14 protein-coding genes are annotated in these 19825 nt (G+C 71.4%); 8 read left to right on the forward strand and 6 right to left on the reverse strand.

All coding sequences use genetic code 11. The features are described 5' to 3' along the window. Positions 1-22 precede the first annotated feature (22 nt). Entirely contained in the window at positions 23-1039 is a 1017-nt protein-coding gene (locus tag ACQPZO_RS12085; RefSeq protein ID WP_433349747.1) for a serine/threonine protein phosphatase, read from the forward strand. Between the two features lie 55 nt (positions 1040-1094). On the opposite strand, the gene ACQPZO_RS12090 is transcribed toward ACQPZO_RS12085, so the two are convergent. Then, on the reverse strand, positions 1095-4259 hold the full coding sequence (locus ACQPZO_RS12090; protein WP_433349749.1) for an amino acid adenylation domain-containing protein: 3165 nt from the start codon (positions 4257-4259) through the stop codon (positions 1095-1097). A gap of 314 nt (positions 4260-4573) precedes the next feature. Between ACQPZO_RS12090 and ACQPZO_RS12095 the strand changes: the two genes are divergently transcribed. From ACQPZO_RS12095 to ACQPZO_RS12125, 7 genes are all read left to right on the forward strand, one after another. Next, positions 4574-5389, forward strand: coding sequence for a thioesterase II family protein (locus tag ACQPZO_RS12095; RefSeq protein WP_433349751.1), 816 nt, complete (start codon positions 4574-4576; stop codon positions 5387-5389). Positions 5390-5480: 91 nt separating this feature from the next. Beyond that, a complete protein-coding gene (locus tag ACQPZO_RS12100; protein ID WP_433349753.1) occupies positions 5481-6218 on the forward strand; it encodes a thioesterase II family protein in 738 nt (245 codons plus the stop codon). Next, positions 6215-7954, forward strand: coding sequence for a non-ribosomal peptide synthetase (locus tag ACQPZO_RS12105; protein WP_433349754.1), 1740 nt, complete (start codon positions 6215-6217; stop codon positions 7952-7954). The genes ACQPZO_RS12100 and ACQPZO_RS12105 overlap by 4 nt, the downstream gene beginning before the upstream one ends. Before the next feature lie 14 nt (positions 7955-7968). After that, the gene (locus ACQPZO_RS12110; RefSeq protein WP_433349756.1) at positions 7969-9204 is read left to right on the forward strand and encodes a cytochrome P450; all 1236 of its coding nucleotides are present in this window, start codon (positions 7969-7971) and stop codon (positions 9202-9204) included. Next, on the forward strand, positions 9201-10757 hold the full coding sequence (locus tag ACQPZO_RS12115) for a condensation domain-containing protein (protein ID WP_433349759.1): 1557 nt from the start codon (positions 9201-9203) through the stop codon (positions 10755-10757). The genes ACQPZO_RS12110 and ACQPZO_RS12115 overlap by 4 nt, the downstream gene beginning before the upstream one ends. Continuing rightward, positions 10757-12031, forward strand: a complete 1275-nt coding sequence (locus ACQPZO_RS12120) for an ATP-grasp domain-containing protein (RefSeq protein WP_433349761.1) — start codon at positions 10757-10759, stop codon at positions 12029-12031. The genes ACQPZO_RS12115 and ACQPZO_RS12120 overlap by 1 nt, the downstream gene beginning before the upstream one ends. Continuing rightward, on the forward strand, positions 12028-12762 hold the full coding sequence (locus ACQPZO_RS12125; protein ID WP_433349763.1) for a LuxR C-terminal-related transcriptional regulator: 735 nt from the start codon (positions 12028-12030) through the stop codon (positions 12760-12762). The genes ACQPZO_RS12120 and ACQPZO_RS12125 overlap by 4 nt, the downstream gene beginning before the upstream one ends. Here the strand turns inward: ACQPZO_RS12125 and ACQPZO_RS12130 are convergent. The 5 genes from ACQPZO_RS12130 to ACQPZO_RS12150 all read right to left on the reverse strand — a co-directional run bounded on the left by ACQPZO_RS12130 (position 12732) and on the right by ACQPZO_RS12150 (position 19601). Further along, complete coding sequence (locus ACQPZO_RS12130; protein WP_433349764.1) at positions 12732-14363, reverse strand: BTAD domain-containing putative transcriptional regulator; 1632 nt, start codon at positions 14361-14363, stop codon at positions 12732-12734. The two genes, ACQPZO_RS12125 and ACQPZO_RS12130, sit on opposite strands and share 31 nt — an antisense overlap. 210 nt (positions 14364-14573) lie before the next feature. After that, complete coding sequence (locus tag ACQPZO_RS12135) at positions 14574-15530, reverse strand: GNAT family N-acetyltransferase (RefSeq protein WP_433349766.1); 957 nt, start codon at positions 15528-15530, stop codon at positions 14574-14576. Between the two features lie 132 nt (positions 15531-15662). Further along, positions 15663-16919, reverse strand: a complete 1257-nt coding sequence (locus ACQPZO_RS12140) for an MFS transporter (protein WP_433349768.1) — start codon at positions 16917-16919, stop codon at positions 15663-15665. Between the two features lie 2 nt (positions 16920-16921). Then, positions 16922-18481, reverse strand: coding sequence for an AMP-binding protein (locus ACQPZO_RS12145; RefSeq protein WP_433349771.1), 1560 nt, complete (start codon positions 18479-18481; stop codon positions 16922-16924). A 37-nt stretch (positions 18482-18518) separates the two neighbouring features. After that, entirely contained in the window at positions 18519-19601 is a 1083-nt protein-coding gene (locus ACQPZO_RS12150; RefSeq protein WP_433349773.1) for a ferritin-like domain-containing protein, read from the reverse strand. Positions 19602-19825: the final 224 nt, after the last annotated feature.

Genomic DNA, 19825 nt, shown 5'->3' on the forward strand with positions numbered 1-19825 from the left:
ACCCGCTGGCATGATGGGTGCGATGCGCACCGCCCGACGTCTCCGCCACGATCTCATGTCGACCTCGCTCGCCGCCCGCGATGACGACGACCTGGCGGCGTTCCTCCACGCCACGCCCACCAGCGCTGTGGGTGTGGGCGGCGACTCCTCGGTGCTCGACGTCGACGGCGTGCCGGTGTTCGCCAAGCGGATCCCGATCACCGACCGGGAGCTGGCCCATCCGCACAGCACAGCGAACCTGTTCGACCTGCCGCCCTTCTGCCAGTACGGCATGTACCGCCTCGCCGGCCCGGGCTTCGGCGCTTGGCGCGAGCTGGCCGCGAACATGATCGTCACCGAGGCGGTCCTCGCCGGTGAGGCGGAGTCCTTCCCGTTGCTGCACCACTGGCGGGTGCTACCCGGCCGCCCGCCTGTCGCGTCCGAGCACCGTGACATCGACGCCGTTGTCGCCCAGTTCGGCGGCGACCCGGCGGTGCGCGTCCGCTTCGAGGAACTGGCCGGCGCGGCCTCCAGCCTCGTGCTGTTTTTCGAGTACGTCCCCTATCCGTTGCTCGATTGGCTGGACGACCCGGTCGGCAGGGCCGAGACGTTCGAGCGGCAGATGTTCGAGGTCGTGGCGTTCCTGCGCAGCCGCGAGCTGCTGCACATGGACGGACACTTCCGCAACCTGCGGGCCGACGGTGAACGGATCTACCTCGTCGATTTCGGGCTGGCCACCTCGCCCCGGTTCGACCTGTCGAACGCCGAGCGCGACTTTGTCGCGCACCACGTCGGCCACGATGCCGACTACGCGGCGATGCGGCTGGTGAACTGGCTGGTCACCGCGGTGTGCGGGGTGCCGGCGCCGGTCAGCGGCGGTCCTTCTGCCCGCGACAGGTACGTGCGCCGGTGCGCGAGCGGCGACATTCCGCAGGACGTGCCGGCGGCCGTGGCGGGCATCCTTGCCCGGCACGCCCCCGCTGCGGCGCGGATGACCGACTTCTGCTGGCGGCTGTTCGACGGCGACATCCACGCCGAGTACCCCGGCCACTGGCGATAGCCAAAAACCGCCGAACAGCCCCACAAGCGACACACCGGAACAACCTGGCAAAGCGCTACCCGGCCTCGGGGCCGTCGAGCTGACTCAGCCGAGTGGCGGGGTTGGCGACCACCTGCTCCAACCGGTGTAACAGGCCCACCGCGAGGTGTGTCACGGTCTCCCGGCGGAACCGGTCGACGCGGTACACCAGGGCGCCGCATACCCCCTGCGGCTGGCCGTCGGCGTCGCGCCGCTTCTCGAACCGGTACGACAGGTCGAACGCCGCGGTGTCGTCGCCGATCGGCTCCACCGCCACGCCGAGCCCGGGCAGGGCGAAGTCGGGCGCGACCGTGGGCCGGGCGCCCACCATGACCTGGGCCAGCGGGTGCCGGCTGGTCGAGCGCACCGGATCGAGTCGCTCGGCCAGCCGTGCGAAGGGCAGATCCTGGTGCGCGTACGCGGCCAGGTCCGCGGTGCGTACCCGGACCAGCAGCTCCGCGAAGGTCGGATCCCCGGCGGTGTCGACCCGCGTCACCAGCGTGTTGCCGAGGAGCCCGACGAGCCGTTCCAGGGCGGCCTCGGTCCGTCCGGGGACCGGGACGGCGAGCGGCAGGTCGGTGCCCGCGCCGTGCCCGGTGAGCAGCGCGGCCAGTGCCGCCTTCAGCACCATGTCGACGGTCGTGCCGCTCGCGTCGGCCAGCCTGGCGAGCCCGACATGCAGGTCGGCATCGATGTCGACCGGGACCAGGTCGACGCGGGACCGCGGGTCGGTCGGTCGCGGCCGGTCGGCCGGCAGCGCGAGTTCGGCCGGTATGCCGCTCAGGTACCCCTTCCAGAAGGCCAGCTGCCGCCCCGCGACGCTGTCCGGATCGTCGGCGTCGCCCAGCAGGTCCCGCTGCCACACGACGTGGTCGGCGTACTGCACCGGCATCGGCTGCCAGCGCGGCTGGCGACCGGCGAGCCGGGCACCGTACGCCTCGGCCAGATCGCGCAGCAGGGGAGGCAGCGACCACTCGTCCGCGGCGAGGGGATGCAGCACCAGCACCAGCACCGACCGGTTCTCGTCCACGAGGAACAGCCTGGCCCGTACGGCCGGGTCCTGCCGGAGGTCGAAGGGCTCCCGGGTGACGGCCGCGACGGACTCGGCCAGCTTCTCCGCGTCCATCGGCTCGACGACCAGCGGCGGCCGGATCGCCTCAGGGCCGACGATCCGCTGGACGGGTGTCCCGTGGTGTTCCGTGAACTGGGTGCGGAGCACGGCGTGCCGGCGCACGACATCCGTGAGTGCGGCGTCGAGCGCGGCCACGGCGACCCCGCCGGCCAGGTGGAGCGCGGACGACACCTGACCGGCCGGGGTGGCTCCGGCTTCCTGGTGCAGCGACCAGCGATGCCGCTGCGCGGGCGACAGGGGCACGTCGTCACCGTGGGCACACCGGGTCAACGGGGGGCGGTCGGTCGTGGCGGTGATCCTCGGGGTGAGCGCGGCGACGGTGGGCGACTCGAACAGCTCCTGGATGCTCACCTCCAGGCCGAGGACCGCCCTGATCCGGCTGGTCAGGCGGACGGCGGACAGCGAGTGCCCGCCCAGCACGAAGAAGTTGTCGTCCGGGGCCACCGTCGGACGGCCGAGGGCCTGGGCGAAGAGCTGACAGAGCAGTTCCTCCGGCAGCGACCGTGGAGCGCGGCCGCCGTCGGCGGCGAGGACCGGATCGGGCAGCATCGCCCGGTCGAGCTTTCCGTTGCCGGTGAGGGGCAGCGCGTCCAGCACCACGAAGGCCACCGGCACCATGTGCCCGGGTAGGACGAACGACAGATCGTCGCGGAGCCGGCGCTGGTCCGGCACGCCGTCTTCGGTGGGCACGACGTATCCGACGAGGGCCTCGTCCCCGGTCGGGAGGGTCCGGACGGCCACCGCGGCGGCGCGGACCGCCGGCTGTCGGACCAGTGCCGCCTCGACCTCGCCGAGTTCGATCCGGAACCCGCGGATCTTGACCTGGCTGTCGGCTCGGCCCAGGTACTCGAGGTCGCCGTCCGGTCGGAGCCGGGCGAGGTCACCGGACCGGTAGCCGCGGACCGACTGCCCGTCGTCGTCGGTCAGGTCGAGGAACCGCTGCCGGGTCAGGTCGGGCCGGGCATGGTAGCCGAGCCCGACCCCCGGCCCGGCGACGACGATCTCACCCACGTGCCCCGGTCGCACCGGATCGAGCTGGTCGTCGACCAGCCGGATGAGGGAGTTCGGCAGCGGGACGCCGATGAGACTCGCGCTCTGGCGCAGGTCGGCTTCGCGGATCCGGCGGTAGGAGGCGTGGACGGTCGTCTCGGTGATGCCGTACATGTTGATCAGCTCGACCGCCTCGTCGCCGTACTTGGCGATCCACGGTGCCAGGGTGGCGAAGCGCAGCGCCTCGCCGCCGAACACGACCCGACGTACCGACAGCCGGTCGTCGTGCCTCTGCTCCTCGGTGACAAGCTGGTAAAAGGCGGTCGGCGTCTGGCTCAACACGGTCACCCGCCGGTCCCGCAACAGGCGCCGGAAGGCGGCCGGGTCCTGGACGACACGCTCCGGTACGACGACCACGCACCCGCCGTGGAGCAACGCCCCCCACATCTCCCAGACGGCGAAGTCGAACGCGAAGGAGTGGAACATCGACCACACGTCGTGCTCGTCGAACGCGAAGAGGGAATCCGTCGACCGGAACAGGTGCAGTGCGTTGCCGTGCGATATGCGTACGCCTTTGGGCTGACCGGTCGTTCCGGAGGTGAAGATGATGTACGCGCAGGCGGAGACGTCCACCGACGGGACCGAGTAGGGCAGGCCCGGTGGCGGGGTGTGGTGCAGCCGGAGCACCGCGGTATCCGGTGGCAGGCCGTCCGCCAGGTCGCCGGTGGTGATGACCAGGGCGGGTTCGGCCACCTCGAGGATGCGCTCCAGCCGGGCCCGGGGGTCGCCCGGATCGAGCGGGACGTACGAGTGGCCCGCCTTGATCACGGCGAGAGCCGCCAGCACCAGATCGGCGGAACGGGGCAGGAAGATGCCGATACGGGCACCGGGTTCGCCGGTCCGGGCCTGGATCTCGGCGGCGACGGCCTCGGCGAGTTCGTCCAGCTCGGCGTACGTGAGCACCCGCTCGTCCGAGACGACGGCCATCCGGTCGGGATGACGACGCACGGAGTGGGCGAAGCCGGCCAGTAGGGTGTCGGCGCCGCCGCCGACACCACGGCTCGATTCGGTCGGTGTCATGCCCATTTCCTCACTCGCGGCGACGGAAGCACCTGCTCGGCAGGGTCGATGCGGCCCGGCGCAGCCGCGTACCGGTCAACCGCGGCCAGGCGAGTTCCCCAGATCATGTCGTTGATGGGGCGGCCCTGTCTTCAACCGATGGTGGAACGCGGGCACTCGGCCTCCACCAAAGGCGGACGGTCCCACGGCGCCGAAAGGACCGGGCCGTAGCCGGGTGCCCGGCTACCGGCCCCACCTTCCACGCCGGTTCCACAGTGGTTCCACAGTCGGGTGCTTCACTGGGCCGAGACCCATTGAGGAAAGTGGGTGTGCCGATGGCGCTGGAGCCGATGACGCGAGGGCTGTGGCGGTACCGCCACGGTGCGGGCCGGCCCGGCGGCCGGGCCACGCGGACCATCGTGGTGGCCCCGTACGGCGGCGGCAGCGCGTACTCCGTGTACGACCTGCTGCGGCACGTGGCGGTGGCCGCCGACGAGACCCTCGTCCTGCAGTATCCGGGGCGGGGGCCCCGGATCGGTGAGCCGGCCACGGCCAGCCTGCACGACCTGGCCGACCAGATGGCGGCGGAGATCGACCGGCACGCCACCGGCAACCTGGTGCTGCTCGGGCACAGCCTGGGCGGACTGCTCTGCTTCGAGCTGGCGCACCGGCTCACGCGCTCCGGCCGCCACGTCGAGCTCGTGGTGATCTCGTCGGCCCAGCCGACGGGGGTCACGACGCTGCGCGCCGACGAGATCGAGGCGCGTGACGTCGGGCAGTGGGTCGCCCTGCTCCGCCAGGAGAACGTCATGACCGACGAGCTGCTCGACAGCCCGGAGATGCTGCGTCTCGCGATCCAGGCGATCCGCTCCGACACGCTGCTGGCCGCACGGCACGTCGGGTCGCCACAGCCGCTCCGCTGCCCGATGTTGGTCGTCGGTGGCGACGCCGACCCGGACATCACACCCGAGCACCTGCGCGGCTGGGCGGACCTGACCGTCGGGCCGGCGACGATCGCGCTGCTGCCCGGCGACCACTTCTACTACCGCGACAGGGCCGCGGAACTCGGCGAACTCGTCCGGCGGCAGTTGCCCCTGCTGCGCCGGAACGGTTCGGCACCGATACGCGCGATGCAGGGAGAAGAAGAATGACGGATCCGTTCGACCGGCCGGACGGCCGGGGCCACGTCGAGGCGAACCGGGCCGACCCGCAGCCGGCCGGCCCGGCACGGGAGTCCGGGTCGTGAAGCGCCACCGCTGGCTGCTGCGCGACCCGTCCGACGAGTCCGTCGGCCGCATCTTCTGCTTCCCGTACTCGGGTATGGGTGCGTCGATGTTCAACCGGTGGCCCCGTTGGATCGACGGGATCGAAGTGTGCCTGGTGCAGTTGCCCGGTCGGGAGAACCGCATCCGGGAGCCGCACTACCGGAGCTACCCGCAGCTGGCGGACGTGTTGGCCGAGCAACTGCTGCCGCTGCTGGACCGGCCGTTCGTCTTCTTCGGACACTGCGCCGGTGCACTGCCGGCGTACGAGACGGCTCGCCGCCTGCCCGCCGACCGGCTGGCGTTGCCGGCCGGGCTCGTGGTCTCGGCCCAGGTCGCCCCCCACCACTGTCCGCACGACCGGTTCCTGGCCCTTACCGACGAGGAACTCCTCGACGAACTGGCCGGCCTCGCGGTGCGGCGCGGCGGACAGCCGGATCCCGCGATGTTGGCCCTCAGCCTGGCGGTACTGCGCGAGGACCTCGAGGCCAACCGCCACTACCGGCTCGACGAGCCGGCACCGGTCCCGATGCCCGTCACGGTGCTGCGCTGGGCCGACGACCCGGAGGTGACCGAGGCCGAACTACGCGGCTGGGAGCACTACGGCGACGACGTGCGGTTCGACGTCCTCGCGGGGGGCCACTACGAGTTCCTGACCGCACCCGAGCCGCTGCTCGCCCTGCTGTCCGCGCAACTACAGGAGCGTGCCCCGCGATGATGGACGAGTTGTTCCGGCAGATCGCCGCACGGCACCCCGCCCGGACGGCGGTGCGGGCCTGGGACGGTGAGCTGACCTACGCCGAGCTGCACCGGCGCGTCGACCGGCTCGCCCGCCGGCTGCGGCAGGCGGGCGCGGTACCGGGGACGGTGGTGGGAGTGCACCTGCCCCGGTCCGCCGCGACCGTGGTCGGCCTGCTGGCGATCCTCCGCTGCGGTGCCGCGTACGTCGCGCTCGACGACCGCTACCCGCCGGAGCGCCGTGACGCCATCCTCCGGGACGCGGCCGTCGAACTGGTCCTCACCACGTCGTCCGGGTTGTCGGACCTGCCGACCGGGTGCCGGGCCCTGCCGGTCGAGGACACCGGGGACGACGGGCCGGCCGGGTTCGCCGCCGGCCAGTCCGGTCCCGCCCACCTCGCCTACCTCGCCTACACCTCGGGGTCCACCGGCCTGCCCAAGGGGGTGTGCGTACCGCACCGTGCCGTCGTCCGGCTGGTGGTGGACAGCGACTTCCTGCCCGTACGCCCCGACGACGTGTTCGTCCAGTACGCGCCGCTGGCGTTCGACGCCTCCACGCTGGAGGTGTGGGCCCCGCTGCTCAACGGGGCCTGCCTCGTCGTCCCGCCGCCGGTGGACCTCTCGCCGGAGGAGCTGTGCGCCTTCGTCGCGGAGCACGGCGCCACGGTGCTGTGGCTCACCGCCGGCCTGTTCCACCGGGTGGTCGAGGTCGGCCTCGACCACCTGCGCGGACTGCGGCACCTGCTCGCCGGTGGGGACGTGCTCTCCGTAGCGCACGTGAACCGCGCCGTGACCGCGCTGCCCGACACCGTCCTGATCAACGGGTACGGGCCGACGGAGAACACCACCTTCAGTACCTGCCACCGGATGAGCTCCCTGGTCACCGGCAGCACCGTCCCGATCGGGCGGCCGATCCGCGGCACCACCGCGTACGTCCTGGACGACCGGCTCGGGCCGGTGCACGACGGTCAGGTCGGGGAGCTGTACGTCGGCGGGTCGGGGATCGCCCACGGCTACCTCGGTGACCCGGCCCTCACCGCGGCCCGCTTCTTCGCCGACCCCTTCGCCGCCACCCCCGGTGCGCGCATGTACCGCACCGGCGACCTGGTCCGGCGTGCCGGGGAGCACCTGGAGTTCGTCGGCCGGCGGGACCGGCAGGTCAAGATCCGGGGCTTCCGGGTCGAGCCGGCCGAGGTCGAGGCGGTGGCGGTCGGTGTGCCGGGCGTGACGGGTGCGGCGGTCGTGGTGCAGGACGACGCCCGCGGGGGTCGACGCCTCGCGGCCTTCCTCACCGGGACCGCATCCGTGCTGGACCTGCGCCGACGGCTGACCGCGGTACTGCCGTCGTACGCCGTCCCCGCCCGGGTGACCAGGTTGGACGCGCTGCCGTTGACGGCGAACGGCAAGGTCGACCGCACCGAGCTGGCCAGCCGGGAGTCCCACAGCCGGCCCGAGCTGAGCGCCGACCACCGCAAACCGGGCACGGAACTGGAGCTGACCATCACCCAGCTCTGGGAGGACCTGATGGGCCTGGACGGCATCGGCGCCGACGACGACTTCTTCGAACTCGGCGGCCACTCGCTGCTCGGGGTGCAGATCCTCACGGAACTCCGGCAGGCGCACGGTGTCGAGGTGTCCCCGCTGGCCTTCTACACCGACCCGACGCCGGCCGGACTGGCCCGCACCCTGCAGGCGGCCCACCGGGAACTCCGGTGAGGATCCCCAGCGCCGTGGCAGCCCTGACCGTGCCGGTGGGGGACGTCGACCTGTTCGCCCCCGACTTCTACGCGACCGGTGACCCGCACCCGGTGTGGGCCGAGCTGCGGGCCCGGCATCCGCTGCACCGGCAGACCCTGCCGGACGGCCGAACCTTCCTGTCGGTCACCAGGTACCGGGACGCCTGCCGGGTGCTGGGCGACCACCGCGGGTTCACCTCGGAGCGGGGCAGCCTCCTGCAGCAGCTGGGCCACGGCGACGCGGCGGCCGGACTGATGCTGGTGTCGACGGACCCGCCCCGGCACACCGAGCTGCGTACCCCGCTCAACCGGGTGCTGAGTGCGCGGGCGGTACGGGACCTCGAACCAGGCGTCGTACGGGCGGTCCGCCGGGTTCTGCGCCCCGTGCTCGACCGTACGGAGTGGGACCTCGCCGAGTGCGTCGCGCAGTTGCCGATGGCGGTCGCCGGCATGCTCATGGGAATCCCCGAACCGGACTGGGCCGAGCTGACCCGGTGGACGGCGATGGCCGCCGCACCGGAGGACCCCGGGCTGAGGGTGCGGCACCCGGCCGCCACCCTGGCCATCGCCCACCACGGCCTGTTCGACTACTTCGCCGGTCAGTTGCGCGACGACCGGTGCCAGCGGCGGGACGATCTGATCGGGCACCTGACCAGCATGCTGGCCGGTGGCCGGCGGCTGACCACCGAAGAGGTCATCTACAACTGCTACAGCCTGCTGCTCGGCGCGAACGCCACCACCCCGCACGCCGTCACCGGAACCGTCCTCGCGTTGATCGAACATCCGGCGCAGTCGGTCGCCGCGCCCGAGGCGGTGACCGGCCTGGTGGAGGAAGGCCTGCGGTGGACGTCGCCGGCCAACAGCTTCCTGCGGCACGCCCAGCAGGACGTGGAACTCAGCGGCGGCCTGGTACGCCGGGGCGAGGCGGTCGCGGTCTGGATCGGGTCGGCGAACCGGGACGCGGAGGCCTTCACCGATCCCTACCGGTTCGACATCACCCGCCCGGACAACCGGCACATCGCCTTCGGGTTCGGCCCGCACTACTGCCTCGGCGCACCGCTGGCGCGGATGACGCTGGCCGTCTTCTTCACCGAGTTGTTCCGGGCGTTCGACCGGATCGAGCTCGACGGGCCGGTGGAGCACCTGGCATCGAACTTCATCGCCGGCATCACACATCTGCCGGTGCTGACCCGGCGGCGCACCGCATCCCCGAGGGAGTTCGACGAATGAGCGACGCGACGCAGGCCATGGTGAAGATCTGGCGACGGCACCTCGGTGACCAGCCGATCGGTCCCGATGACGACTTCTACGCCCTCGGCGGGGACTCGCTCATCGCCCTGCGGGTGGTCGCGGACGCCAACGCGCGGGGTATCCCGATCGAACTGCGCGACCTGCTGTTCTTTCCGACGGTCAGCGAGCTGGTGGCGGCGGTGGCCGGCCGCCACGGACGTGACGAACCTGGCGACGGAGGGCGTGAGCACCGGCCGTTCGCTCTCCTGGATCCCTATGACCAGGCGTTGATGCCGGCGGGGGTACGCGACGCCTGGCCCGCCTCCGCCCTGCAGGTGGGGATCATCTACCTGAGCGAGGCGTCGGGTGATCCCCGTCTCTACCAGGACCTCGTCGGTGTCGAGGTGACCGGGCCGTTCGACGAGGCGCTGTTCACCGCCGCACTCGCCGAGCTGTGTGACCGTCACCAGGCGTTGCGTTCCTCCTTCGACCTGGGCGGCTACAGCGTCCCCGCGCAACTGCTGTGGTCCTCGGTGGACCCACCGCTGGCCGTCGAGTACGCCACCACGGCCGAACCGGTCGCCCGTTGGCGCGAGACGCAGTTGTCCCAGGCCCTCGACTGGGGGCGCCCGCCGGTCCTCCGCTGCCACGTGGTGGCCCTCCAGGACCGCTTCCACCTCACCCTCACGATCCACCACGCGATCCTCGACGGCTGGAGCTACGCGCGACTCTGCTACGAACTGCTGGCGCTGTACGACGCGAGACTCACCGGCCACCCGGCCGGCCTGCCGCTGCCGCCGGAGTCTGGCCAACGGGAGTTCCTCCGGCTGGAACGGGAGGCGATCGACGACCAGGAGGCCGCCGACTACTGGCGCACCGAGGCGGACGTACCCGGGCTGCTGCTCGACCGGGGGCGGTTCGGCGGTGCGGCTGACCCCCGCGAGACGATCAGCTTCGAGGTGGGGGAAACCCTGCTGGACGGCCTCCGGGCCGCCGCCGGGACCATCGGCGTTCCCCTGAAGAGTCTGGTCCTCGGCTGCCACGTCCGGGCCCTGAGCAGCTGGACCGGGCGTGACCGCGACGTGGTGACCGGCCTGACGGTCAACGGGCGGCCGGAGACCGCCGGTGCCGACCTGCTCGTCGGGTTGTTCCTCAACACGGTGCCCATTCGTGTCCCGGTCGTGCCGGCGGACCAGGGGGAGCTGTGCCGCAGCGCCCTCGCCGCCGAGCAGCGGGGGATGGGGCACCGCCGGTACCCGTTGGCGATGATCGAGCAGCGGCTGGGCCGGCCACCGTTCGACGTGGCGTTCAACTTCACCCACTTCCATGTGTACGACCAGTTGGGTCAGTTGACCGCGATCCGGCCCGGCGCGTGGTGGGCCTTCGACAAGGCCAGCTTCCCGTTCATGGTCGACTTCATGATCAACTCTCGTGACTTCGGCACCGCCGTCGCGGTCGCCTACGACCCCGACCTGTTCGACAAGGCGCAGGCGACGACGTACCTGGAGCTGTACCGCAGTGCGCTGCACTCGGTGGCGGGGATGCCCGGCTGATGGCCGGCCCGCTGGTGGTCGTGTACGACCGCGGCGCCGCGTCGGCCGCGGAGATCGCCGTCGGGCTGGGGGCACTCGGCCCGGTGGCGTTCCTGGTCAACCCGAGCGACCACACCCGCCGGACCGGGGAGGTGCTGCGCCGGCTGGGCGACGTCGTACCGTTGACCGTCGACCGCGAGGCGGATCTGGCGGCGGTGCGGCGGCTCAACCCGGCGGCGGTGCTGACCTTCTCCGAGCCGATGCTGCCGGTCACGGCGTGGCTGGCCGATGCGCTCGGACTGCCCTTCCACCCGATCGCCACGACCGAGATCCTGACCAGCAAGGTGCGGCAACGCGAGCGGTTGCGCCTGCGCGGCGTCGACGACGTCCGGAGCCGCCCGATCTCCTCGGTCGACGAGTGGGCCGCTGCCCGGGAACACGTCGGCCTGCCCGCCGTGGTCAAGCCCGTGTACGGCCAGGGCAGCCGCAACACGTACGTGGTCACCGACGACGCGGCGGCACACCGGGTGCTCGCCTCGCTCCTGCCCGCCGGCCGGACGGCCACCGTCGTGGTGGAGGAACTGCTGGTGGGCCGGTCGGACGGACCGTACAGCGACTTCGTGTCGGTGGAGAGCTACCACGGGCCGCACGGCCTGCGGCACCTCGCCGTCACCGGGAAACTGCCGCTGGCACCGCCCTTCCGGGAGGTGGGGCAGTTCTGGCCGGCGGCGGTGACCGACGCGGAGCGACAGGAGATCCTGGACCTCGCCACGCGTGCCCTCACCGCGCTCGACCTGGGCCCCGGTCTGACCCAGACCGAGATCAAGCTGACCGGGCGCGGGCCCCGGATCATCGAGGTGAACGGTCGCCTGGGCGGTCACATCAACGCCCTGGCCCGGCACTGCGCGGGCTTCGACGTGGTCCGCCTCGCCGGGCAGTTGGCACTGGGCCAACCGGTGACCGCACCCCCGGTCGACCAGCCGGGCCAGGTCCACTTCCAGTACCACACCCTGGCCCCGGTCGAGCCCTGCGAACTCCTCTCGATCGGCGGCGCGGCCGAGGTCCGCAGCCTCGACGGCATCGACGGGTTCCGGGCGTACGCACGGGTGGGTGACGTCCTCGCCGCCGACGTGATGACCCGGCACCTCGACCTGCTCTGGGGCCGCTGTGACCGGCATGCCGACCTGGCCGCGTTGCTCGGTGAGGCACAGCGGCGGATCCGTTACGAGTTTCGGTTCCGCGACGGAGCACAGCGATCGAGCGCAGCCGACCTGCAGACAGAGGTGCCGAGATGACGATGGTCCAGGGCACGACGCACCAGTTCCGGTCGCGGCCGACGTCCGACGGTGGCGAGACCCGCCCCCACCTGCGGACCCGTGTCCTGGTCGCGGACCACGACCCGCTCTGGCGTCAGCTACTGCACGACGTGCTCAACGGCAACGGCCAGCTCGACGTCGTGGCGGAGGTGGACAGCCGCCGCCCCTTGGCGGACTGGCCCCTGCAACGCGTCGACGTGGCGGTCCTCGGAGCCAGCCACGGGGAACCGATGGTCGGTGCGATCCGGCAGTTGACCGCCCGACGGATCAGGGTCGTTCTGCTGTGCCTGGACTGGTCCCGGCGCAGTCTCGACGCGGCGGTGTCGGCCGGCGCGGCCGGCTGCCTGGTGAAGGAGGCCGACCTCGGCGGTGTGGCCGGCAGTGTGCAGGCGGTCACCGGCAGGAACCGGGTGCTCTCCCCGGCCCTGCTGAACCTCTACGTCAACCCGGCTGCGACGGACCGACGGTCCCAGGACGCCGTGCAGAAGCTGACCGCCCGGGAACGCGAGGTGCTCTGCCGGCTCGGCGAGGGGCTGACCACCGCCGAGGCGGCGGAGCTCTGCGGGGTGTCGATGGCCACCGTCAAGAGCCACGTCTCGCACGCGCTCGCCAAGCTCGGTGCCCGCAACCGGCTGGAGGCCGTGCTCATGGTGCGGGACGTCCTGGGTGCCCCGGCGACCTACGGTGCCCCGGAGGCCGTCACGAGCTGATCCCGAGGGGCCGCCACGAGGTGGCCGGTGCCGGGTACGTCGGCGGCGGCCTCGACCGTGGACCGGGCGTCGACTCGGGTCTCTGGCACCCGCAGTTCGGCGGCCAGTTCCGCCAGTCGCAGCCCCGGGAAGTTGGCCGTCTGGGCGGCGGTCACCGCCAGGGTCAGCGGGTTGCCGCCGCAGTAGTCGACGAGGTCGGTCACCGCCGCCGGCTCGGCGGCGGTCCGATCGACGCCCAGGCGCCGTTCGAGCAGCTCCCGCGCCTCGACATCGGACAACGGGCCGAGCGAGAGTGGCAGGGCCGTACCGGTGGCCAGCAGGCTGGTGAGCCTGCTGCGACTGGTCACGATGACCGGGCAGCCCGTTGCTGCGGGCAGCAACGGCCGTACCTGGTGGGCGTCCGCCGCGTTGTCGAACACGATCAGCATCCGGCGGTCGACGAGCAGGCTGCGGTACAGCGCCAACTGGCCGTCCACACTGACGGGCAAGCGGTCCGGCGGCACGCCCAGGGCCAGCAGGACGGTCCGGATCACCTCCGGAACGGACAGCGGTGGACAGAGGGCGTCGAATCCGCGCAGGTCCACGTAGAGTTGCCCGCCCGGCAGGTGGTCGGCGAGCCGGTGCGCCAGGTGGACGGCGAAGGTGCTCTTGCCGATGCCCGCCGGGCCGCTGAGGACGAGCGTCTTCGGACGCCAGCCCGCGCCGTCCAGCAGCCGGGTGCCCGTCTCCAGCTCGGCGGCCCGACCGACGAAGATCGGCGGGGCCGGCGGCAGCAGCCGGGGGACGGCCGGACGGGCCTCGACCGGAACCGTCCTCCGCAGGATCCTCCGCTGGAGGTCATGAAGGTCGGGTGCGTCGAGGCCACGGCACGCCAGCAGGGTCAGTCCCTCCCGGCAGACCTCGGCCGCCTCGTCCACCCGCTGGTCGGCATAGAGCGCCAGCGCCAGCAGGCGACGCACCTTCTCGTTGTACGGATCAACGGCGAGCATGCCGGCGAGTTCCCCCGTGGCCTCGACGTAGCTGCCGATCTCGACAAGCGCCTCGGCGCGGATCTGCATCGCGGAGCGGCGCAGGGCGTCCAGGCGATTGATCTCGGCCGTGGCGCCCCACCAGTGGGCGATGTCCGCGAACGCGGTGCCGCGCCACAGCGCCAGTCCGTCCCGGAGCAGCTTCGCCGCCTGCCGCGCCTCCGCGGTACCGCCGGTCCGCAGCAACCGGCTGCCGTCGACCACCGCGTTCTCGAAGACGTGTGCGTCGATGCTGTCCCGCTCCATTTCCAGCAGGTAGCCCCTGCTGGCCGGCGTACCCACCGTCCGCACGGTGGCCGCCGGGCCGTCCCGCCCGGGCGGGAGTTCCAGCTTCTGGCGCAGGTGCGAGACGTGGCTGCGAAGAGTCGTCTCGGCTGCCGCCGAGGCGGACCTACCCCACAGCAGGTCGACGAGCTGGCGCGCGTCGGCCGGCCGACCGACGCGGAGCACCAGCGCCGACAGCAGGCCGGAGACCTTCGGCCCGAGTGGCACGGTGCGATTGAGGTGCTCGACGCGCAACGGCCCGAGCACGGAGATCCTCGTCGCTGCTGGCACGGTCTGCTGGTCGGGCATCGATCTTCCCTGAGTGAGGTCCGTGTTCATGGGGACATCCGGAGCCGACGACGGGGCACGTGCGCCGCCTCGGCGGACGAGCAGGCGCAGACGAGCGAACAGACCATTTCCACCCTCACAATCGGGGGCTGTGCGGCTCAGGTTCCCTGGGTAGGTCAGGTCCGCAGCGGCCGGTGGGTACGACGGTGAAGCAGGACTGCGACTCAGGGCTCAGACGCTGGTAGGGGCCGTCGGCGTCGGCAGGTCGACGCGGCTGACCGTGCGGACGGTGCGGGTGGTGTACCGGTCGACGTCGACCTCCGGCCCGGCACCGTAGACGTGGGTGGTCAGTCGGGGCGCGCTGACGGCATCGTGGGAGTCGTCATCGGCGTAGCCCAGCACGACCACGGGTGTGGTCAGCGCCTCGACGGAGAGCAGCAGGTCGGCGCAGTCGCCGGCCGGGGCCCGGCCGATGGGTTTGGCGGGTACCGGCTCGAAGCCGAGGCGGGTCTTGAACAGGAACAGGCCGGGTTTGGCGACGTGCCCGTACAGGTTGGGGTCGTTGCCCATGGTCACCTCGGGCCAGCCGCGCCTGCGGGTCTCCTCGAAGGCGTGCAGGTAGATCACCCGGCCGAGGCTGTGCTCCCGCCAGCGGGGCTCGACGGCGGAGAACAGCAGCCACACCGAGTTGTCCTGCGGGTACTCCCGGCACAGGCAGCCGCCGACCAGCTTGCCCTTCTCGTAGGCGAACACGCCGAAGGTCGTCGGATTGTCGATCATGCCGGCGCGCATCGAGCCGGCGAACGAGAAGCCGAAACGCATGCCATTGACCCGGTTCTCGTACAGGGCGAGGAACGGGTCGAGCTGGTCGCCGCTGAGCGTCTGGTGCACCTCGATGCGTACGTCAGCGCCGGCCGCCCGGTCGATGGCCCGGCGGAGGTCCTGGCGGGCCTTGCGGGTGAGCCGGGCGGCGTAGTCGTCGACCGAGCACGGCGTGGGCGCCCGCCAGCTCAGCCAACTCGGTTTGCGGACGAATCCGGCCCGGGCGAGGTCCGCCCAGGCGTCCCGGGGCGGGGCGGGAACCCGGATGAGTGCGACCGGGGGCAGGTCACCGGCGCGGTGTGCGGCGAGTGCCTGGTGCGCGTCCGCTTCGGCGATGCTGAGCCCGTAGTCGTCTCGAACGTGCATGTCGTTGGCGCCTTCCGCAGTGCTGACCGGTCACGGGTGGATCGGGGGGACGTGGACCGTTGGGGTTGTCGGGACGTCGCCGAGGCTGCCGACGTGGGGCGTCGGGGTCGGCGGGATAGGCCGCAGTGGTGGTCACGTCCGGGCCGGTTCGGCGGTGGTCGCCGTGGTGGGCGGTGGTTCGTCCAGGCGGCGCCAGCGGGCGGGACGCAGCACCAGGGTGAGCGCCACCAGCAGGTACAGCAGTCCACTCAGGGCGATCGCGGTGGTCAACCCGAGCGCGGAAGCGGCCCAGCCGCCGAGTACGCCGCCGATCGGGATGCTGGCCCAGGAGACCGCCGTGGCGAGGCCGAACATCCGGGCCTGCAACGGTGGCGGGGTGCGTTCCAGGATGGTGGCGGCGATGATCGGATTGACGGAGGACAGCGCCACGCCGCAGACGAAGGTGATGGCGATCACCACCAGCAGGTCATGGCTGAACGCCAGGGCCAGGAAGCGCGGGGCCCCACCGACGAGCAGCCCGAGCGTGAAGGTGAGGTACCGGGGCAGCCGGGTGGCGGCGATGGTGAAGCCGATGTTGCCGACGAGCGCGCCGAGGGCGAGCGCGGCGCTGACCGCGCCGAGCGCGGCCGGGTTGCCGAGCACCCGGTCGACCCAGACGGGGATGTAGACGGCGACGCTGGCCTGGTTGAACAGGTTCATGATGAACATCACCGCGAAGATCCCGACGGCGACCTGGTCCTGGCGCAGGTGACGCAGCCCGATGCCGAGCGCCTTCAGGTACGGCTCCCGGTCCGCCGCGGCGGTGTGCGTGGGCCGCCCGATGGACGCCGGGATCAGCGCCGTCACGACGGCCGCGGCCACGGCGAAGGACGCCGCGTCGATCAGGATGGCCTGGGTGATGCCGAACCAGGCGATGATCACACCGGCGGCCGGAGCGCCGACGAGGATGCTCGTCCGGTGCAGGCCGTCGTCGATGGCGCTGACCCGGGCCATGGACGCGCCTGCGGCTGCGATGGTGGCGTGCGCCATCGCCCGCTTGGCGTTGTCCCCGAGACCACGGAGGACACCGATGACGGCGACCAGGCCGAGCAGCGTGGCGAACCCGAAATGGTAGACGCTGGCCAGCAGCACCATGCCCGCGGCGCTGGCCAGGTCGGCCGTGATGGAGACCCGGCGGGCACCGAGCCGGTCCACCAGCGGCGGGCCCAGCGCGCTGGTCAGCACGTAGGGCAGCATCTCGGCCGCGACGACCAGGCCCATCTGGGTGGGACTGCCGGTGGTGACCAGGACCAGCCAGGGCAGGGTCACCGTGGACACCCGGGTGCCGGTGTCGGAGATCGTTCCGGCGGTGAGCAGACCGACGAGAGCGACCCGGGACCGGGTGGGCACCGTCACTCCGGTGGACCGACTGCCGTGCCGGTACGGGCGAGATAGCGGTCACGGAGTGCGCGTTTGTCGACCTTCCCGTAGCCGATCATGGGCAACGCGTCGACGAACTCCACGTCGCGCGGGGTCCAGTTGGTGTCGAGCCGCTCGGTGACCAGGTCGCGGAGCTCTTCGGGGGTGACGGTGGCGCCCGCTACGGGCACGACGAAGGCGTACGCCGCCTCGCCGTAGGCGTCGTCCGGTACGGCGGTGACGGCCGCGTCGTGGACGTCGGGGTGGGCGGTCAGGACGTCCTCGATCGGTCCCGGGTAGACGTTGACCGCACCGGGACCGGTGACGATCAGCTCCTGGTCGCGCCCCACCAGGTAGAGGTAGCCGTCCTCGTCGAGATGTCCGGTGTCCCCGGTGCGCAGCCAGCCGTCGACCAGTGTTCCGGCGGTCAGCTCCGGCTGACCCCAGTACCCGGCCATGACCAGCGAACCGGAGATCCACACGTGACCGTGCTGTCCGGGCGGCAGATCCCGCCCGGCGTCGTCCCGGACGGCGATGCGCACGTCGCCGTAGGCCCGTCCGCAGGAGCGCAGCAGGTGAGGCCGGCTCGGGTCGTGCTCGTCGCCGTTGAGTTCGGTGATCAGGGGCGCCTCGCTCATCCCGTAGGCGACGCGCACGATGGGCCCGAAGCGTTCGAGTGCCTGGGTCAGCCGGGCCGGGGCGACGGTCGAGCCGCCCAGGGTGATCATCTCCAGGCTGCTCAGGTCGGTCCGGCCGAGCAGCGGGCAGTCCAGCATCTCGTACAGGCGGGGTGAGGCGGCGTTCGTGCTGGTGATGCGCTCCTGCTCGATCAGGGTGAAGAACCGCGCCGCGTCGAAGGAGTCGCACATCACCTGCGTCCCACCGGCGAACAGCATGCCCATGACGCCTAGTTGCGAGCTGACGTGCCAGAACACGCCGTAGTAGAGGTGGCGGGTCGGACGGCCCTCTCCCGCCCACCGGGTGGCGAGTTCCAGGATCGTCTGGAAGAGCAGGTTGCGGTGGTGGACCAGCTTGGGGCGTCCGGTGGTGCCGCTGGTCTGGAAGACCGACGCGGGCTCGCCCGTGGCGTCGGCCGGGTCCACCGCAGTGCGGGGGGCCCGCCACAGGTCGGTGCCGAGGGTGCCGGGGCCGAGGCTGAACACGGCCGGGGCAGCGGCCCGGCGGGCCAGTTCGACGCCGGCCTCGGCGTGGGTGCGGGGGTCGTACACCAGGGCGTCCGGGCGGGCCTGGTGGAGGAAGCCGAGCTGGTGCTCCAGGGGTGCGCGGGCCACCCAGACGGACCGGCAGCCCAGTAGGTGCAGCGCGAAGTGCAGCATGACCACGTCGGGGTGGTTGTTGGCGACCACCGCCACCGCGTGGCCCGCACCGATTCCCTGCCCGCGCAGGGCCTCGGCCAGGTGCTGGACGCCTTCCCGCAGGTCGGCGTAGGTCAGCCGGCGGTCCTGGTGCACGATCGCCTCGGCCGGACCGTACTTCTCGAACAGCGCCAACGCCTGCGGGACGTAGTTGATGGACTCAGCGGGGGTGCGCACGGGGCGATCTCCTTTCGGACCGGCCGCTCGGTGGGAGTCAGGACGAATCTGCGCCGAACCGGATCGCCTGCGCGACCTGTTCCCGGCGCAGCCGGTCGACCTCGTCGGCGACGGTCTCGTCCTCGGCCATCAGCCGGTCGAGGTCGGCGTCCTGGTAGCTGAGCACGCCCATGTCCCGGAAGGCCCGCTGGAGTTTCGGGCCGAACAGGCCGATGTCCTTGAGGGTGGGCACGATCCGGGAGAACAGCTTGGATCGGAAGTACTGGTAGTGCTCGGACTCGCGCATGAAGGCCACGCACTCGGCGGCGTCCAGGTCGAGTGCCGTCCAGACCTCCTCGCCGACGAAGCGCTGCTGGAGCATGTAGCAGGCCTCGATGCAGAACTCCTCGCGCTCGTCGCGCTCGGCCTGGGTCAGCTCGGGGTAGTAGTCGCGCAGGGCCAGTCGACCGAATGCCACGTGCCGTGCCTCGTCCTGCATCACGTAGGCGTTGAGCGCCTGCGCGAGGGGTTCCTTGGAGTAGTCGCGGATCTGCCCGAACGCGGCCAGGGCAAGGCCTTCGATGAGGACCTGCATGCCGAGGTAGGTCATGTCCCAGCGCGAGTCGGAAATGATGTCGTTGAGCAGGGCCTTGAAGTGCGGGTTGATGGGGTAGGCGAAGCCGATCTTCTCTCGCAGGTAGCGGGAGTACACCTCGACGTGGCGGGCCTCGTCCACCACCTGGGTGGCGGCGTAGAACTTGGAGTCGATGTCCGGCACGGTCTGCACGATCTTGGCGGAGCAGATGAGGGCGCCCTGTTCGCCGTGAAGGAACTGGGAGAATTGCCACGAGTTCATGTGTAGTCGGACGTTGGCCTTTTCTCTGCTGTTGAGTGATTGCCACGTGCGCGACCCGTAGATGGCGACCGATTCCTCCGGTATGCCCATCGGATCATCATGATCGATTTCGATGGTCCAGTCGAGTCGTTCCGCTGCGTTCCACTGCCGCTGTTTGCCCTTTTCATAGAGGCTGAGCAGTTTGTCCCGGCTGTCGTCGTAGTCCCAGTCGAATACGGTGGTGTTTCCCGCTTTGATGTGCCAGCCCGTCTGGTCGACAGGGAGGGCGTACAGCCGTCTGCTCAAATGACGCCTCCATCTCACGCATGGCTACCGTAGATTATGGACTTGTGGCTGTTTGTCGGGCACTGGGGAGTTCCCTAGGATCAAGCACATGCATGGGCGCGCGTGGCGTGAATCTGGTGTCGATAACGGCCCGCAAACCAATCCAACCCTGCTAATCTCCATTGCGGGTGATGGCTCATCTGGAAGGCGGTAGTCGATCTAGAATGGCCGGTTCCTGGGCTCGA

The sequence above is a fragment of the Micromonospora sp. CA-111912 genome (assembly GCF_050948415.1).
GTDB lineage: Bacteria > Actinomycetota > Actinomycetes > Mycobacteriales > Micromonosporaceae > Micromonospora.

What these genes read in the sequence shown, in the direction of transcription:
- ACQPZO_RS12115 (WP_433349759.1), top strand. Translation starts at nt 9,201, where the DNA reads ATGAGCGACGCGACGCAGGCCATGGTGAAGATCTGGCGACGGCACCTC.
- ACQPZO_RS12125 (WP_433349763.1), top strand. Translation starts at nt 12,028, where the DNA reads ATGACGATGGTCCAGGGCACGACGCACCAGTTCCGGTCGCGGCCGACG.
- ACQPZO_RS12105 (WP_433349754.1), top strand. Translation starts at nt 6,215, where the DNA reads ATGATGGACGAGTTGTTCCGGCAGATCGCCGCACGGCACCCCGCCCGG.
- ACQPZO_RS12120 (WP_433349761.1), top strand. Translation starts at nt 10,757, where the DNA reads ATGGCCGGCCCGCTGGTGGTCGTGTACGACCGCGGCGCCGCGTCGGCC.
- ACQPZO_RS12130 (WP_433349764.1), bottom strand. Translation starts at nt 14,363, where the DNA reads ATGCCCGACCAGCAGACCGTGCCAGCAGCGACGAGGATCTCCGTGCTC.
- ACQPZO_RS12085 (WP_433349747.1), top strand. Translation starts at nt 23, where the DNA reads ATGCGCACCGCCCGACGTCTCCGCCACGATCTCATGTCGACCTCGCTC.
- ACQPZO_RS12135 (WP_433349766.1), bottom strand. Translation starts at nt 15,530, where the DNA reads ATGCACGTTCGAGACGACTACGGGCTCAGCATCGCCGAAGCGGACGCG.
- ACQPZO_RS12090 (WP_433349749.1), bottom strand. Translation starts at nt 4,259, where the DNA reads ATGACACCGACCGAATCGAGCCGTGGTGTCGGCGGCGGCGCCGACACC.
- ACQPZO_RS12095 (WP_433349751.1), top strand. Translation starts at nt 4,574, where the DNA reads ATGGCGCTGGAGCCGATGACGCGAGGGCTGTGGCGGTACCGCCACGGT.